The following is a 15,424-nucleotide window of genomic DNA, read 5'->3' on the forward strand; positions in this document are numbered from 1 at the left end:
CCGCACGTCCATCTGCGCCGGCTCGCGCTCGCCCTTTCCCGATCCAAGCCACCGCCACCCAGACCATGACCCACATCACGTCCCGCAAGCACGCTCCGCGCGTTTCCCTGCTCGCTACCGCCACCCTGGCCGCCGGCTTCGCACCGCTGGCCGCACAGGCTGCCGACAGCGCCGATGCCGGCTCCCGCAAGGCCACCGACCTGGACAAGGTGCAGGTGCGCGGCAGCTGGTTCAATCCGTCCTCGCCGAAGTTCACCGCCGAGCTGCTGGACACCCCGAAGTCGGTGTCGATCGTCTCGGAGAAGCTGATCGCCGAAACCGGTGCAACCAACCTGCAGGATGCATTGCGCATGGTCCCGGGTATCACCTTCGGTGCCGGCGAAGGCGGCAACCCGACCGGTGACCGCCCCTTCATCCGTGGCTTCGATTCGCAGAGCAACGTGTTCGTCGACGGCCTGCGCGACGTCGGCTCGCAGACCCGCGAGATCTTCGACCTGGAGCAGGTGGAAGTGGTCAAGGGCCCGAGCTCGGCCTACGGCGGCCGTGACTCCGGTGGTGGCAGCCTGAACCTAGTGAGCAAGACGCCGAAGCTGAAGAACGAGACCAGCGCCAGCATGGGCATCGGCACCGACAGCTACGCACGCGGCACCGTGGACGCCAACTACGTGCTGGGCGACGGCATCGCCGCCCGCCTGAACCTGATGAAGCACGAGTCGGACATCGCCGGCCGCGACGCCGCCAATGTCAGCCGCTGGGGCATCGCACCGTCGATCGCGTTCGGCCTGAACGGTCCGGCACAGCTGATCGCCAGCCACTACCACATGCAGAGCGATGACCTGCCGGATGCAGGTGGTTTCCCGTACGGTAATCCGAACGGTGCGCCGGCCTCGAAGTGGGTCGATGGCCGCCCGATGGTGCCGGACCGCAACAACTACTACGGCCTGGTCGACCGTGACTTCCAGCGCACCCGCGCCGACATCAGCACCCTGGACGCCAGCTACGACTTCGGTGGCCACAAGCTGCGCAACATCGCGCGCCTGGGCAACACCAGCAACGACTACCTGTGGACCCAGCCGGACGACAGCCAGGGCAACCCGAACAACTACGGCACCTTGTGGCGCCGTACCAACAGCCGCGCCGTCGACGTCAAGAGCTTCGCCGACCAGCTGGGCCTGACCGGCGCGTTCCAGACCGGCGCGCTCAAGCACAGCTACAGCGCCGGTGTGGAGTACAGCGACGAGAAGATGACCCGCGGCAGCTACCTGATGACCCCGGGCACCAGTAACCCGCTGACCGGCAACAGCAAGTGCCCGACCACCGGCGCGGCCACCGGCTACAACTGCACCAGCTTCGCCAATCCGAACCCGAACGATCCGTGGGCGGCGACCCACGCGGTGTATCGCAGCGACAAGGCGCTGGACGTCGAACAGCGCACCAAGACCACCTCGGCGTACCTGTTCGACACCATCGAACTCAACGCACAGTGGAGCTTCAATCTCGGCCTGCGCTACGACGACTTCCGCACCACCCTGACCACGCCGGTGGCCGGTGCGGCGCCGACCCGCGTGCGCAATGACAACGACTTCCTGAACTACCAGGCCGGCGTGGTGTTCAAGCCGGCGGCCAACGGCAGCATCTACCTGTCCTGGGGCACCTCTTCGACCCCGCCGGGCATGGACGGAGGTGACGGCTCCGACGGTCTGAGCGCGGCTGTGGCCGACCTCAAGCCGCAGGACACCAGGAACCTCGAACTGGGCACCAAGTGGGACCTGCTCGACAACCGCCTGAACCTGACCGCGGCGATCTTCCATACCGTGATGAACAACGCACGTGTGACGATCGACAACGGCACCAGCCAGAACGCAGGCAAGAAGGAAATCAACGGCTTCGAACTGGGCTTCACCGGGCAGCTGACCGACGCCTGGAGCCTGTACGGCGGCTACACCTACCTGGACTCGGAACTGAAGGACAACGGCTTCGTCTGCGCCGTGTCGGGCCGGACCTGCCCGTCCAACGTCTACGTGCCGTCGCCGAACAACGGCAACGAGTTCCCGAACACCGCCAAGCACAGCGCCAACCTGTGGACCACCTACCGCTTCCCGATCGGCCTGACCATCGGCGCCGGTGCGTTCTACTCGGACAAGCAGTACGGTGACGTCGCCAACACCAAGTGGATTGCCAGCTACACCCGCTTCGACGCGATGGCCAGCTACGCGATCCAGGACAACATCAGCCTGCAGCTCAACGTGCAGAACCTGACCGACAAGACCTACTTCACCAAGGCCTATGCCTCGCACTACGCGAGCATCGCCCCGGGTCGCTCGGCCACCCTGGCACTGAACGTGAAGTTCTGATGTAACTCCGCTCCACCACGGCGGCAGGCTCTCCTGCCGCCGTTTTTGTTTCCGGCGATACTCACCTCATGGCAACCCGTACCCCCATCGACAGTGACGCCCTGGCCGAGCTGCTGCAGCACGATCCGCAGGCCGCGTTCGCACGCGTGCGCGACGCCGCGCAGGCTGGACAGGTCGATGCACAACTGCTGCTCGCGCAGATGCACATGGAAGGCAAAGGCACCGCGCAGGACGCCTCGGCCGCGCTGCTCTGGTACGAAACCGCCGCCAACAACGGCGCGCCGATGGCGATGAACATGCTCGGCCGCTGCCATGAGCTGGGCCAGGGCACCGTCGCCGACCCGACGCTGGCCGCGGTCTGGTACCGGCGCGCGGCCGACACCGGGCTGGACTGGGGCCTGTACAACCTGGCCAACCTGCTGGCCACCGGCCGCGGTGTACCGCAGGACCGCGCGCAGGCGCTGGCCCTGTACACCCGCGCCGCGCACCTGGGCCACGCCAAATCGATGAACCTGCTGGCCCGCCACCTCGAAGACGGGCTGGACACCACGCCCGATCCGCAGGCGGCGCTCGCCTGGTACAAGCGCGCGGCCGAAGCCGGTGATTTCCGCGGCCAGGCCAACTACGCCTCGATCCTGCTGCAGGCCGGCCAGGTCGAGCAGGCCGTGCATTGGCTGCGGCTTGCACTGGCCCACGGCAGCCCGGCGTTCATGGCGCACATCGTGCCGGAACTGGCCGCGTCGCCGCATCCGCAGGTGCGCGCCCTGGTCGCACCGCCGTCCCTCTGAGGAGTCCCGCATGCTGTTGCACATCCCCGACATTCTCAGCGCAGACCAGGTGGCCGACTTTCGCCGCCGACTGGATGCCGCCGACTGGACCGATGGCCGCGAGACCGTCGGCCATCTGGGCGCGCAGGCCAAGCACAACCAGCAGCTGCCCGAGGCCTCGCCGCTGCGCCGCGAACTGGGCGAGATCATCCTCGTCGCGCTGGCCCGGCACCCGCTGTTCTTCAGCGCAGCGCTGCCGCTGAAGTACCTGCCGCCGCGCTTCAACCGCTACAGCGGTGGCGGCACCTATGGCTTCCACGTCGATGGTGCGGTGATGAACCTGGCCAACGGCGAGCAACTGCGCTCGGACATCTCCTGCACCCTGTTCTTGTCCGCGCCCGAGGAGTACGAGGGCGGCGAGCTGATCATCAGCGATACCTACGGCGAGCACGAGGTAAAGCTGCCGGCCGGCGACCTGATCGTGTATCCGTCCAGCAGCCTGCACCAGGTGCGGCCGGTCACCCGCGGTGCGCGCGTGGCCTCGTTCTTCTGGGTACAGAGCATGATCCGCGACGATGTGCAGCGCCGCCTGCTGTGGGAAATGGACGGCTCGATCGGGCGCCTGCGGCAGACCGGCGGCGATGCCGAGGCGGTGCTGCAGCTGACCGGCGTGTACCACAACTTGCTGCGACGCTGGAGCGAGGTCTGAGCCGGATCCGGCCGGCCTGCGACATTTTGGCAATCATTCTCATTTGCAACAGCTAACAGCTCTCATTACAATCACGCCCCGTTGATGCCGGCCGCTGCCGGCAGACCCTTGGGGACCCCTGCTTGCTGCGCCCGCTTCGCCCTCGCCCACTCATCCATCGCAAGATGGGCACCGCCATGCGCGGTCAGCGTCCTGCGCTGGCCAGTCTGCTGGCGTGGGTTGCGATGCTGGCTTTGCTGCTGGGCACCCTGCCGCTGCTGCCACACGGCCAGGCCGGAATGGCCGTGCAGATGCCGCTGGAAGAGCGCGGTGGCGAAGCGTCCCCGCAGGAAGAAGCACCGGCCAAACTGCGCCGCTGTGCTGCCGCCCCGGTGAAATCGGCCGAGAAGGCGCGCCCGCCGTTGCTGCTGGCCAGCCAATGGCTGCGCACCGAGCTTGAACTCGTACCCGCCACGCCGGCCATGCCCGGCGTGCGCCCGGACTGGCCGCTGGCCGCTCCGGACACGCCCTGGGCCGACGCGCCCGGGCGTCGCCAGCAACGCGGCCAGGCGCCGCCGCTCGCCTGATTCACGGCCCCGCGTGACCGCCTGCGCGGTCGTGCCCGCACGCCGCTGCCTGCTTCATCCCTGCCGCCCCTGACCGGGCCTCCCCGTGCATGCCGCGCCGTTCGCGCCTGGCATTGCACCACCCTGCATCCTTCGAGGTTACTGCCATGGCCCAGCGCCATCGTGTCCGTTCGTCCCTGTCCCGTACCCTGCTGACCAGCGCCGTGCTGGCGGCCATGACCGCTCCCGCCTTCGCCCACGGTGACGCTTCCGGCGCGCCACAGACGCTGGACAAGGTGGTGGTCACCGCCTCCGGCTTTGAGCAGAAGGTGGTCGATGCACCCGCCAGCATCAGCGTGGTCAGCCGCGAAGAACTCAGCAAGCGCCCGTACACCAATCTGGTCGACGCGCTGCGCGACGTTGAAGGCATCGACGTCGGTCTGGAAGCCAGCGACAAGAACGGCCGTGCCACCATCTCGATGCGCGGCCTGCCCTCCGAGTACACCCTGGTGCTGATCGACGGCCGCCGCCAGAGCAATGTCGGCCAGCTGTATCCGAACAACTTCGGCGGTGGCCAGTTCGCCTACCTGCCGCCGCTGGATGCCATCGAGCGCATTGAAGTGGTGCGCGGCCCGATGTCCACGTTGTACGGCTCGGATGCAATGGGCGGCGTGATCAACATCATCACCCGTCGCAACCAGGACAGCTGGCACGGCGCACTCACCCAGGGCTTCACCGTGCAGCAGGACGATCAGTTCGGCGATGCGCGTACCACCGACGTCTACCTCAGCGGCCCGCTGGTCAAGGACCGTATCGGCCTGGCAGTACGCGGCAGCTACTACGACGCCAAGGCCTCCAATCCGGAGTGGGATGCACTGACCCTGCCCGACGGCAGTCTGTGGGAACGCAGCATCGGCTTCGGTGGCGGCGGCAAGTCGGTGGCCAACACCAACTGGAACACCGGTGTGCGGCTGAACTTCCACGTCAACGATGACCACGAACTGTGGCTCGACTACGACGTGTCGCGGCAGAAGTACGACAACAGCGAGGGCCAGACCGGCACCCTCGACAGCCTGGCCAGCCTGTGGCGCGTCGGCAATGCCGTCATCCCCAACCCGAACGGCAGCGGCACCGTCACCCGCCGCGTGGTGCAGCCGCGCGTGGGCTACACCGCCTACCAGCGATACGAGCGCGACCAGTTGTCGCTGACCCACCAGGGCCGTTACAGCTTCGGTACCTGGCAGACCTCGCTGACCCACAGCAAGAGCAGCAACCTGGGCCGCTCGCTGCCGCTGACCCTGGACGAACGCGCCAACCTGCAGACCCTGTGGAACGACGTCTGCCGCCGCACTGGCGGCGCCAACAACTGTGCGGCCGGCCGCGGCAATGCACTGGCCGCCCTCAACCCAAGTGAAATGGCACGCCTGCAGGCATTCCTGCCGCGTCCGCTGCGCACCATGGAGCTGGAAGGCTACGTGCTCGACACCATGCTCGACCTCGACTTCGGCGCGCACAAGCTGACCGTCGGCGGCCAGTACAACAACACTGACATGATCGACGGCGTGTTCGGCATGGACGGCGCCGGCTACCGCAGCAACACCAAGCAGAAGCACCGCATGTGGGCGCTGTTCGCCGAGGACAACTGGTCGCTGACCGACACCCTCACCGCCACCTTCGGCCTGCGCTACGACGACCACAACGTGTTCGGCAGCCATGTCAGCCCGCGCGGCTACCTGGTGTGGAACGCCACTGACGCCTGGACCTTCAAGGGTGGCGTCAGCACCGGCTACAAGACCCCGCGACCGGATCAGCTGTTCCCGGGCATCACCGGCTTCGGTGGCCAGGGCGTGCTGCCGCTGGTGGGTTCGCCGAACCTGAAGCCTGAAACCAGCACCAACTACGAGCTGGCCGCGTACTACGAAGGCCAGCGCTGGGGCTTCAATGTCACCGGCTTCTTCAACAAGTTCGAAGACAAGATCGCCAGCGGCGGCACGTTCCCGAACTGCGAAGTGGCCCGCGCCGGCAGCGGTTACTGCGTGGACATCGGCCCGGGCTGGGCAGCACTGGGCTACAGCACCTTCACCCAGAGCGTGAACATCGACAAGGCCGAGACCCGCGGCGCAGAACTGGCCGGCCACGTCGACCTGCTCGACAACCTGCAGTTGCGCGGCAACTACACGTGGACCAAGAGCGAGCAGACCAGCGGCCCCGACAAGGGACGCCCGATCTCTGGCACCACGCCGGCAAAGCACATGGCCAACGCCAGCCTCAACTGGCAGATCAACGAAGCGATCAGCCTGTCGCTGATCGGCGAAGGCCGCTACGACCGCTATCGCGACACCCTCATCGACAGTGCCGGCGCCCGCCACGTGCGCTATTACGAGGACTACACGATCTTCCATCTCGGTGGCAGCTGGAAGGCCACGCCGTGGCTGACGGTCAACGCACGGGTCAACAACCTGTTCGACAAGGACTTCGTTTCGCAGTCGTGCCTGCTGCTCAATCCCAGCGAGTTCAGCTGCGTGGACGACTACGCGACCAAGGACCAGCGCCGCAGCTACTGGATTTCGTTGAACGCGAAGTTCTGATCTCTGCGCCCTGCCCTGGCGGGTGCCGACCTTGGTCGGCACCGCTCCATCCACGCATGGCGTGGATCTACTGATCCGTGGGATTGCCGGCCAGTCCGTAGTGCCGGCCGCTGGCCGGCAATTCCCCCAGGGATACAGAACGACACGCAATTGCGAGCTATTCTCATCAATGATGTAATGGGCAGTCCCCGTCCGCCTCGAACCGTGCCGTGAGCCGTCCTGCCTCTTCCACCGTGCAGCAGCAACAGAACCGTGGCTTCTGGCTGCGGACGCTGCACCAGTGGCACTGGATCAGCTCGGCGGTCTGCCTGATCGGCATGCTGCTGTTTGCGGTGACCGGCCTGACCCTCAACCATGCCGCGAAGATCGAGGCCAAGCCCGAGGTGCAGAACCGGCATCTGGAACTGCCGGCCGCGCTGCTGGGCCAGCTGGGCACGCGCGAGGACGGCAACGCGCCGATCCCGCGCCCGGCCCGGCAATGGCTGGACACGCAGCTGGGCATCGCCATCGGCGGGCGCCCGGCCGAGTGGTCGGCTGAAGAGATCTACCTGTCACTGCCACGCCCGGGTGGCGACGCCTGGCTGAGCATCGATCGCGCGACCGGCGCGGTGGAGTACGAATCAACCTCGCGCGGCGCGGTGTCCTACCTCAACGACCTGCACAAGGGCCGCAACGCGGGCCCAGCGTGGGGCTGGTTCCTGGACCTGTTCGCCGTGGCCTGCCTGGTGTTCTGCATCACCGGCCTGTTCCTGCTTCACCTGCATGCACGGCAGCGGCGCATGACCTGGCCGCTGGTCGGCCTCGGCCTGATGATCCCGCTGCTGATCGCCCTGCTGCTGATCCACTGACTTTCCTTCGTTTCCGGAGCCGCCCCATGCGCGTCACCCTGACCATCGCCCTCAGCGGCCTGCTGGCCACCTCGCCGGCCTATGCCACCACCCTCGACATCAACGTCGAAGTGCCCAAGCTCAACGTGGCCGAGTACCACCGCCCGTATGTAGCGGTGTGGCTGGAAGGCGCCGACCAGAAGGTCGCGGCCAACCTGTCGGTCTGGTACCAGCAGACCAGCAACAGCGAAGGCCACGGCACAAAGTGGCTGCCGGACCTGCGCCAGTGGTGGCGCAAGAGCGGCCGCACCCTGCAGGTGCCGGTGGACGGCGTGACCGGCCCGACCCGCCCGGCCGGCAAGCACGCGCTGTCGTTCAACGACAAGCAGCCGGCGCTGAAGCAGCTGGCTCCGGGCAACTACACCCTGGTGGTGGAAGCGGTGCGCGAAGTCGGCGGCCGCGAGCTGCTGAAGATCCCCTTCACCTGGCCGGCCACCGCCGCACAGAACGGCAAGGCGCAGGGCGCCACCGAACTGGGCCAGGTCACCCTCGCCGTCAAACCCTGAAAAGGGGACGGAGGGGATTAAGTCGTAATTCCCCTCCTCTCGCCGCACCACCCTGCATCCACCTGGAGTCTTCCGCATGAAGCGCACGCTTGTCCTCGCCGCCGCTCTGGCCGCTGCCCTTCCCTTCTCCGCCCTGGCCCACAAGGCCTGGCTGCTGCCCTCGCAGACCGTGATCGCCGGCAATGCGCCGTGGATCACCGTCGACGGTGCGGTCTCCAACGACCTGTTCTATTTCAACCACGTGCCGCTGCGCTTGGAGTCGGTGGTGATCACCGCGCCGGACGGCAGCACCGTGCAGCCGCAGAACGCGTCCACCGGCAAGTACCGCAGCGTGTTCGATGTCGAGCTGAAGCAGCCGGGCACCTACCGCATCGCGTCGGTCAATGACGGCCTGTTCGCCACCTATGAGCAGAACGGCGAGCGCAAGCGCTGGCGCGGCAGCGTCGCCACCTTCGGCGAACTGCCCAAGGACGCGAAGAAGCTGGAAGTGAGCCAGTCGGTCGGCCGCGTGGAGACCTTCGTCACCAACGGCGCCCCGAACGACACCGCGCTGAAGCCGACCAACCGTGGCATCGAGCTGGTCGCCGTCGGCCACCCGAACGATCTGTTCGCCGGCGAGGAAGCCACCTTCCGCGTGCTGGTCGACGGCAAGCCGACCGCCGGCCTGAAGTTCGAGATCGTGCGTGGCGCCACCCGCTACCGCAACGCGCAGGACGAGCTGAAGGTCACCAGCGATGCCAAGGGTGAGATCAAGGTGACCTGGCCGGAAGCCGGCATGTACTGGCTGGAGACCGGCACCGAAGACAACAAGACCTCGGTGAAGCAGGCCGCCAAGCGCCGCCTGAGCTACGTCGCCACGCTGGAAGTACTGCCGCAGTAATGACGTGGACCGCGATGCCGGGCACGCCCCGGCATCGCGCCTGCAGCACACCACCATGACCGATCCCCTGCTCGACATCGCCCGCCTCGGTGGCACCACCATGGGCACCACCTGGAGCGTGTCGCTGGTCGCGTCGCGCCAGCGCGACCTGCACCCGCTGCATGCTGGCATCCAGGCGCGGCTGGACGAGGTGGTCGCGCAGATGAGCACCTGGGAGCGTGGTTCGGATCTGAGTCGCTACAACCGCGCCGACGCCGGCCAATGGTGCGTGCTGCCGGCCGAAACCCGTCACGTTCTGGTCTGCGCACAGGCCATCGCTTCCGCCAGTGGCGGCGCCTTCGATCCCACCATCGGTCCGCTGGTTGCACTGTGGGGCTTCGGGGCACATGCCGGTGAACGCCGCCAGCCCGACGACGCTACCCTGCAGGCCACGCGTGATCGCTGCGGTTGGCAGCGCCTGCAGTGGCAGGACGATGCGCTGCTGCAACCGGGTGGACTGGAACTGGATCTCTCTGCGATCGCCAAGGGCTTCGGCGTCGATCACGTGGCCGCCTGGTTGCCTGGACAAGGCATCACTGGCGCGCTGATCGAAGTCGGCGGCGAACTGGCCGGCTACGGCCGCAAACCGGACGGCCAGCCGTGGCGCGTACTGGTGGAATCCGCACCGGAAGAAGACGCGCACACCGATACCCCGCCACGGGTACTGGCGCTGGACGGCAAGGCGGTGGCCACCTCCGGTGATCGCTGGCACCAGTACCAGGCCGATGGCGAGGCCTACAGTCACAGCCTGGACCCGCGCTCCGGCAGACCGGTGCGGCAGGTTGCCGCGGCAGTAACCGTGGTGGCCGACGACGCCATGCGCGCCGATGCCTGGGCCACCGCACTGACCGTGCTGGGTCGCGAACAGGGCATGGCGCTGGCCGAACGCGAAGGACTGGCTGCACGCTACCTGCAACGCACCGCAGACGGCCCGCAGGAATTTCTCAGCAGCGCCTTCCAGCGCCTGCTCGACGAGCAGGACGCATGAGCGCACGTCCATCGCGCGCCTGGCTCGGCAACGCACTGGTTCTGCTCCTGCTGGCAGCGATCGGCTGGGCACTGCTTCGCCTGCATCTCGGCGAAGCGTGGTGGCGGGGCGCACCACCGGCGCGGCAGTCGCAGATCGCGGTGCTCGCCACGGTGCTGTATGCGCTGGCCTGCGCGGCACTGTGGTGGCGTGGGCGCCCGCGCGACGACGCCGCAACCGGAGACACCGCGCCCATCCTGCTGGTCTGGTCCAGCCAGACCGGCTTCGCCCGCGAACTGGCCGAACGCAGCGCCGAGGCCCTGCGCGGTGCCGGCGTGCCAGTGCGCGTGCGCGGGCTGCATGAGGTGGATGCAGCACTGCTGGCTTCCAGCCAGCGCGCGTTGTTTATTGCCAGCACCACCGGCGAAGGCGATCCACCCGACCACGCCCTGCCGTTCCTGCGCGGGGTGATGGCCACCCCGCCCCCGCTGCAGCACCTGCACTACGGCGTGCTCGCGCTGGGCGACCGCAGCTATGGCCACTTCTGCGGATTCGGCCACCAGCTGGACACTTGGCTGCGCCAGCACGGCGCGCATCCGCTGTTCGACGCCATCGAGGTCGACAACGCCGATCCGGCAGCACTGCGTCATTGGCAACAGTTGCTGGGACAACTCGGCGGTAACGCCAGCGAACTGCCCGACTGGAGCCCGGCCGAGTACCAGCCGTGGACGCTGCTGCGACGCGAGCATCTGAACCCGGGCAGCCCCGGTGGTCCGGTGTACTGGTTGCGCCTGCAGCCCCCGGCCGATGCAAATGCGCAGTGGCAGGCCGGTGACATCGCCGAGATCGGCCCGCAGCACGCATCGCACACCGTGCGTGCCTGGCTGGATGCACAACGCTTCGACGCGGACACCGTGCTGGATGATGGGCAGACGTTGCTGGCACGCGTCGCGCGCTCGCACCTGCCCTCATTGGTTCCCCCGGGTGATCTGCCCGCGCTGCTGGCGACCCTGCAACCACTGCCCCATCGCGAGTATTCCATCGCCTCGGTGATGGCCGACGGCGCGGTGGAGTTGCTGCTGCGCCGCCAGCTGCGCGCTGACGGTACGCCAGGGATCGGCAGCGGCTGGCTGTGCGACCACGCCGCCATCGGCGAACCGGTACAGCTGCGTCTGCGCTGCAACGACAATTTCCATGGCGCGCCCGCCGATGTGCCGCTGCTGCTGATCGGCAACGGCACCGGCATCGCCGGCCTGCGCGCACATCTGCACGAACGCGTACGCAGTGGCGCACGGCGCACCTGGCTGCTGTTCGGTGAGCGCACCGCCGCGCATGACTTCCACTTCGGTGAAGAACTGCAGGCGATGCTGGCCGACGGCACGCTGGCGCGGTTGGATGCAGTGTTCAGCCGCGATGGCGGTGCGCACCGCTATGTGCAGGACCGGCTGCTGACCGAAGCGGCAACGCTGCGCCAGTGGGTGGATGAAGGCGCCACGATCCTGGTCTGCGGCAGCCTGCAGGGCATGGCCCCGGCGGTGGATGCAGTGATCGAGCAGGTGCTGGGTACCGCGGGCAAGGAAGCGCTGTTGCTGGCCGGTCGTTACCGGCGCGATGTGTATTGAGGCCACCGCATCCTGGTGGGTGCGAACCGATTCCTGGTGGGTGCGAACCGCATTCTGGTGGGTGCGAACCTTGGTTCGCACCGTGACGCGGTATCGGTGGCCCCATCCACGCATGGCGTGGATCTACTGAACGGTGTGTCCAGACATGGTGGCAACCGCATTTGCAGTAGATCCACGCCATGCGTGGATAGTGCCAACCGGCGCCCAGGAATCATCCCGCCGCCGCACTGATCCGGATCGCCAGCAACTCGCCACCGCCCTGCAATGCATGACGCTGCCGTTCACCGGCCGCCAACCATGCGGTATCGCCCGCCTGCAACGCCGGCAGCCCGCTGTCGGCACCAAACTCCGCCTGACCGGCCAGCAGATGCAGCGCCCAGGCCACGCCCGGTTCGCAGAAGAAGAACATCGCGCCCACCAGCGGCCGGTGCAGCAGTTCGGCCTGCAGCAGCTCGCGCTTCCACATCAGGTTGAAGTCGTGGGTGGTGCCATCGACCAGTTCCCCGTGCAGTGTCTCCTCACCAGCAAACCGCACTCGTCCGTGTGGCGGCAGCACTTCCGCCACGCGTCCATCGTCGAAGCGCAGGCGCACGCCATTGCCCTGCAGCAACACCAGTTCGCGCTCCACGCCGGGGAAGGCGGAGAACGCGGCATCCTGTCCGATTTCGGCCACCGACAGGCGCAGCGCCCAGTCATCCCCCTGCGCGGGCAGGCGCAGGATCTCGCGGGTCCAGCCCAGGCCGTTGCGCCAGCGTTCGCGGCGATAGTCCAGGCGGGAAATCACCTGGCTCGGAGTGTGCAGCAGGGAGTCGATGTTCATCGGCGCATTGCATCACGCCGCGCGCCGTCGTGCATCACCGCGTGGCGAGCGTGCCCTGGCCACCGCACTCGCCACCCAGCAGCTGCGAGTGCTTCAGCCAGTCCTGGTCGGGGTAGTAGGCAAACACCATCGTGCCACCGCGCAAGGCGTCGATCAGCGGCTTGGCCACCGACAGCCGCACCGCCGGGCAGCCCAGGCTGCGGCCGAGCCGCCCCTGCAGCTGTGCGGTGGCCGGATTCACGTAGGGTGCGCCGTGGATGACGATCGCGCGTTCGCGCGCGCGGTCGTTGAAGCCCGGTTCCAGGCCGGCCAGGCGCAGCGAATACCCGTTGCCACCCATGTAGGTCTCCTGCGCGGTAAACGCGCCGAGACTGGACATGAAACTGCCATCGCGGTTGGAGAAGTGCTCGGTGCGGTTCTCGCCGCTGTTGCGGCCATGCGCCACCCATTCCTCGAACAGCAGGCGCTGGTGGGCCAGGTCGAACACCCACAGGCGCGGCTCGGTGGACGGCCGAGAATAGTCGATCACGCTCAGGCGATCACCATTGATGCCCAGCTCCGGCCGCTGCAGCGCGCAGCGCATGGCGTGCGCCGCCAGCTGCAATACGTGGCGGTCGGCCTTGGGCGCACTGCGCGACAGCAAGGCGGCCAGATCATCGGCACTGGTGGCAAGGGCGGGCGTCTGTGCCAGCGCCGGAGCACTGGCCGAGGTCGCCAGCAGGCCGAACGCGGCCAGCCGGCACAGGCGGGATGCAGTCATGGGCACAACGAAGGGACTCAGTTGCTCTTGAGGGTGGACCCTGGCGGCTCGGATTCCAAGACCGGCTGCATTCCGGATTCAGCCGGGCTTGGGCGGACCGCCGGCAGCGAGGTCACCAGCAGGGTCGTGCCCGGTACCAGCACCTGGTACAGCTGACGGGCGAAATCGGCCGGCAACGCCATCGGCAGCGAGGGCGTGGCCAGCAGGTCCGGCGTGGCCTGGGCACGGTCCTGGCCCAGCAGCGGATAGGCCGTCCACCGGTGCAGGCGCTGGTTCGCGTCCAACGGGCTGGGCGTATCGCTGTAGCCCTGCCCCATCACGAACAGGGTGGTGCCCTGGAACGCCGGCAGGGCGTCGGCCTTCAGCGGCGACTCGCCGATCATCACGCCATCGCGCAGCACGTACAGGCGCTGGTCGTGCAAGCTGACCAGGATGCCGACCTGCCCGGCCGGCGCCGCGGCGTCATCCCACCAGGCCTGCGCCGGGGCCCCACCCTCGGTTTCCGGAAGGGCCTGGCCGCGCGCGTTGACCGGCGCCAGCACCGACGGATAGGCCAGGGTCATCGGCGAGCTCTTGGCATCGGCCACGACCACGGTGTCGCCACGCTGGGTTTCACTGAACAGCTTCTGCGCGAAGGCCTGCGGCAGCCGCACGCAGCCATGCGAGGCCGGATGACCAGGCAGGCTGCCGCCATGCAGGGCGATGCCGTCCCAGGTCAGCCGCTGCATGTAGGGCATCGGCGCGCTGTTGTAGAGGTTGGACTTGTGGTCCTTGTCCTTCTGCAGGATGGTGAACACGCCGGTCGGCGTCTCATGCCCAGCCTTGCCCGAGCTGATCGTGGTCAGGCCGATGGCAATGCCGTTGCGGTACACGTACGCGCGCTGCTCATCGAGGCTGACCACCAGCACGATCGGGCCGGTCGGTGAAATTTCCGGATGCCACAGGTATTCGCCCGGCTTGAGGTCGGTCGGTCCGCGCACTTCGGCGGTGCTGGCTGCGGCAGCGGCAGGCTTGGCGGCCGGCGTCGGCGCAGCGGCATGGCCCAGCAGCGGCAGGGCCAGTGCAAGGGCGAGCATCAGGGTAGTGGGGCGGTGCAGAAGCATCCAGCGGGGGTCCTTTCCATGCGGTGCGGCCACCGTACACCATCGACCCGTGGTGGCCGCGGCAAAACCAGGCGCCGGAAATGAAACTGCCCGGCGACACAGCCATGTGTCGTACCGGGCAATCGTTACGTCCTTGTCGGCCTGCTGCCGCCCCCTCGCATCCTGCGCTGTGGGGGTAGCGTTGCATCCTGCACGCGGCCGCGTCTGTCCTGTTTGTATCTCAGCCCCTTCCACAGGTCTGTGATGCCACCATCCTGGTGATTGGTGCCGCGTCCTGCGGCGGTCGGTGGTCACGGCCTTCCTGTCCGTGTCCGGTGAACCAGCCTCCTGCCGGTTCCGACGATTCCTGCTGTCAGCGCCTGGGTACGGTTCGCACCGGTACCGATCCGGGTACCGGATCCGCCGGCAACAACCTGTTGCCTACGGTGATCCGCTGTCGATTCCGTTCGACGATTGCTTTCCCTATCCCCTTCACCTGCGTCAGGTCCTCGACGCGATGAAACGGGCCGTGTCTGCGCCGGTGCTCGACGATCGCCTCGGCCTTGGCGGCTCCGACCATCGTCAATCCCTGCTGCAGCGCCTGGGCATCGGCGCGGTTGATGTCGATCGGTTCGGCGGCATGCGCCCCAGCGATCCACACGACCAGCACCAGTGCCCTCAACACGACACTCCAAGGCACGACGTGTATCTCCTTGTGATTCTGGCCGTCCCGACCGGCAATCCCGTCGGTAGGAACAGTGTCCGTCACCACATGCACACAGCCTATCGGTTTCCTGGATTTCTAAAAGCCAGCCAAATACCCGACGTGATGTAGGAAAAACCCTACCCGCGGCACAGGCGTAGAATGGCCGGATCAGCCCATGCAACCGGAGTTTCA

At 67.4% G+C, this 15,424-nt stretch carries 14 protein-coding genes; 10 read left to right on the forward strand and 4 right to left on the reverse strand.

The window, feature by feature from the left end; translation table 11 throughout:
* The first annotated feature begins 65 nt into the window (after window positions 1-65).
* The 10 genes from ACX9OT_RS14360 (at window position 66) to ACX9OT_RS14405 (ending at window position 11,864) form a co-directional block, all read left to right on the forward strand.
* A complete protein-coding gene (locus ACX9OT_RS14360) occupies window positions 66-2,354 on the forward strand; it encodes a TonB-dependent receptor (protein ID WP_459002629.1) in 2,289 nt (762 codons plus the stop codon).
* Window positions 2,355-2,422: 68 nt separating this feature from the next.
* Window positions 2,423-3,142, forward strand: coding sequence for a tetratricopeptide repeat protein (locus ACX9OT_RS14365; RefSeq protein ID WP_459002631.1), 720 nt, complete (start codon window positions 2,423-2,425; stop codon window positions 3,140-3,142).
* Window positions 3,143-3,152: 10 nt separating this feature from the next.
* Window positions 3,153-3,830 carry a Fe2+-dependent dioxygenase gene (locus ACX9OT_RS14370; protein WP_459002633.1) on the forward strand — a complete coding sequence of 226 codons (678 nt, stop codon included), beginning with the start codon at window positions 3,153-3,155 and terminating at the stop codon, window positions 3,828-3,830.
* Window positions 3,831-3,994: 164 nt separating this feature from the next.
* The gene (locus ACX9OT_RS14375; protein ID WP_049463139.1) at window positions 3,995-4,396 is read left to right on the forward strand and encodes a hypothetical protein; all 402 of its coding nucleotides are present in this window, start codon (window positions 3,995-3,997) and stop codon (window positions 4,394-4,396) included.
* A 146-nt stretch (window positions 4,397-4,542) separates the two neighbouring features.
* Window positions 4,543-6,963 (forward strand): TonB-dependent receptor domain-containing protein, encoded by a 2,421-nt coding sequence (locus ACX9OT_RS14380; RefSeq protein WP_317217207.1) that lies wholly within the window; start codon window positions 4,543-4,545, stop codon window positions 6,961-6,963.
* A 209-nt stretch (window positions 6,964-7,172) separates the two neighbouring features.
* A complete protein-coding gene (locus ACX9OT_RS14385; RefSeq protein ID WP_459002636.1) occupies window positions 7,173-7,811 on the forward strand; it encodes a PepSY-associated TM helix domain-containing protein in 639 nt (212 codons plus the stop codon).
* A 26-nt stretch (window positions 7,812-7,837) separates the two neighbouring features.
* Window positions 7,838-8,356 (forward strand): DUF2271 domain-containing protein, encoded by a 519-nt coding sequence (locus ACX9OT_RS14390; protein ID WP_004147429.1) that lies wholly within the window; start codon window positions 7,838-7,840, stop codon window positions 8,354-8,356.
* 76 nt (window positions 8,357-8,432) lie between these two features.
* Entirely contained in the window at window positions 8,433-9,236 is an 804-nt protein-coding gene (locus ACX9OT_RS14395; protein WP_107433675.1) for a DUF4198 domain-containing protein, read from the forward strand.
* Window positions 9,237-9,291: 55 nt separating this feature from the next.
* A complete protein-coding gene (locus tag ACX9OT_RS14400; RefSeq protein WP_459002639.1) occupies window positions 9,292-10,263 on the forward strand; it encodes an FAD:protein FMN transferase in 972 nt (323 codons plus the stop codon).
* Complete coding sequence (locus ACX9OT_RS14405; protein ID WP_049398796.1) at window positions 10,260-11,864, forward strand: sulfite reductase subunit alpha; 1,605 nt, start codon at window positions 10,260-10,262, stop codon at window positions 11,862-11,864. Before ACX9OT_RS14400 ends, ACX9OT_RS14405 begins: the two co-directional genes overlap by 4 nt.
* A gap of 211 nt (window positions 11,865-12,075) precedes the next feature.
* Here ACX9OT_RS14405 and ACX9OT_RS14410 read toward each other — a convergent pair whose 3' ends face one another.
* The 4 genes from ACX9OT_RS14410 to ACX9OT_RS14425 all read right to left on the reverse strand — a co-directional run bounded on the left by ACX9OT_RS14410 (window position 12,076) and on the right by ACX9OT_RS14425 (window position 15,226).
* Window positions 12,076-12,684, reverse strand: coding sequence for a HutD/Ves family protein (locus ACX9OT_RS14410; RefSeq protein ID WP_459002641.1), 609 nt, complete (start codon window positions 12,682-12,684; stop codon window positions 12,076-12,078).
* 34 nt (window positions 12,685-12,718) lie between these two features.
* Complete coding sequence (locus tag ACX9OT_RS14415; protein WP_004147404.1) at window positions 12,719-13,444, reverse strand: murein L,D-transpeptidase catalytic domain family protein; 726 nt, start codon at window positions 13,442-13,444, stop codon at window positions 12,719-12,721.
* A gap of 17 nt (window positions 13,445-13,461) precedes the next feature.
* Entirely contained in the window at window positions 13,462-14,547 is a 1,086-nt protein-coding gene (locus ACX9OT_RS14420) for a L,D-transpeptidase (protein WP_459002644.1), read from the reverse strand.
* Between the two features lie 352 nt (window positions 14,548-14,899).
* Window positions 14,900-15,226, reverse strand: coding sequence for a ComEA family DNA-binding protein (locus ACX9OT_RS14425; RefSeq protein ID WP_012510302.1), 327 nt, complete (start codon window positions 15,224-15,226; stop codon window positions 14,900-14,902).
* Between the last annotated feature and the right edge of the window lie 198 nt (window positions 15,227-15,424).

Source organism: Stenotrophomonas genospecies 3, assembly GCF_054473855.1.

Excerpts from the sequence above, each read along its gene's own strand:
- ACX9OT_RS14360 (WP_459002629.1), top strand. The coding sequence starts at position 66 with ATGACCCACATCACGTCCCGCAAGCACGCTCCGCGCGTTTCCCTGCTC.
- ACX9OT_RS14365 (WP_459002631.1), top strand. The coding sequence starts at position 2,423 with ATGGCAACCCGTACCCCCATCGACAGTGACGCCCTGGCCGAGCTGCTG.
- ACX9OT_RS14370 (WP_459002633.1), top strand. The coding sequence starts at position 3,153 with ATGCTGTTGCACATCCCCGACATTCTCAGCGCAGACCAGGTGGCCGAC.
- ACX9OT_RS14375 (WP_049463139.1), top strand. The coding sequence starts at position 3,995 with ATGGGCACCGCCATGCGCGGTCAGCGTCCTGCGCTGGCCAGTCTGCTG.
- ACX9OT_RS14380 (WP_317217207.1), top strand. The coding sequence starts at position 4,543 with ATGGCCCAGCGCCATCGTGTCCGTTCGTCCCTGTCCCGTACCCTGCTG.
- ACX9OT_RS14390 (WP_004147429.1), top strand. The coding sequence starts at position 7,838 with ATGCGCGTCACCCTGACCATCGCCCTCAGCGGCCTGCTGGCCACCTCG.
- ACX9OT_RS14395 (WP_107433675.1), top strand. The coding sequence starts at position 8,433 with ATGAAGCGCACGCTTGTCCTCGCCGCCGCTCTGGCCGCTGCCCTTCCC.
- ACX9OT_RS14400 (WP_459002639.1), top strand. The coding sequence starts at position 9,292 with ATGACCGATCCCCTGCTCGACATCGCCCGCCTCGGTGGCACCACCATG.
- ACX9OT_RS14405 (WP_049398796.1), top strand. The coding sequence starts at position 10,260 with ATGAGCGCACGTCCATCGCGCGCCTGGCTCGGCAACGCACTGGTTCTG.
- ACX9OT_RS14410 (WP_459002641.1), bottom strand. The coding sequence starts at position 12,684 with ATGAACATCGACTCCCTGCTGCACACTCCGAGCCAGGTGATTTCCCGC.
- ACX9OT_RS14415 (WP_004147404.1), bottom strand. The coding sequence starts at position 13,444 with ATGACTGCATCCCGCCTGTGCCGGCTGGCCGCGTTCGGCCTGCTGGCG.
- ACX9OT_RS14420 (WP_459002644.1), bottom strand. The coding sequence starts at position 14,547 with ATGCTTCTGCACCGCCCCACTACCCTGATGCTCGCCCTTGCACTGGCC.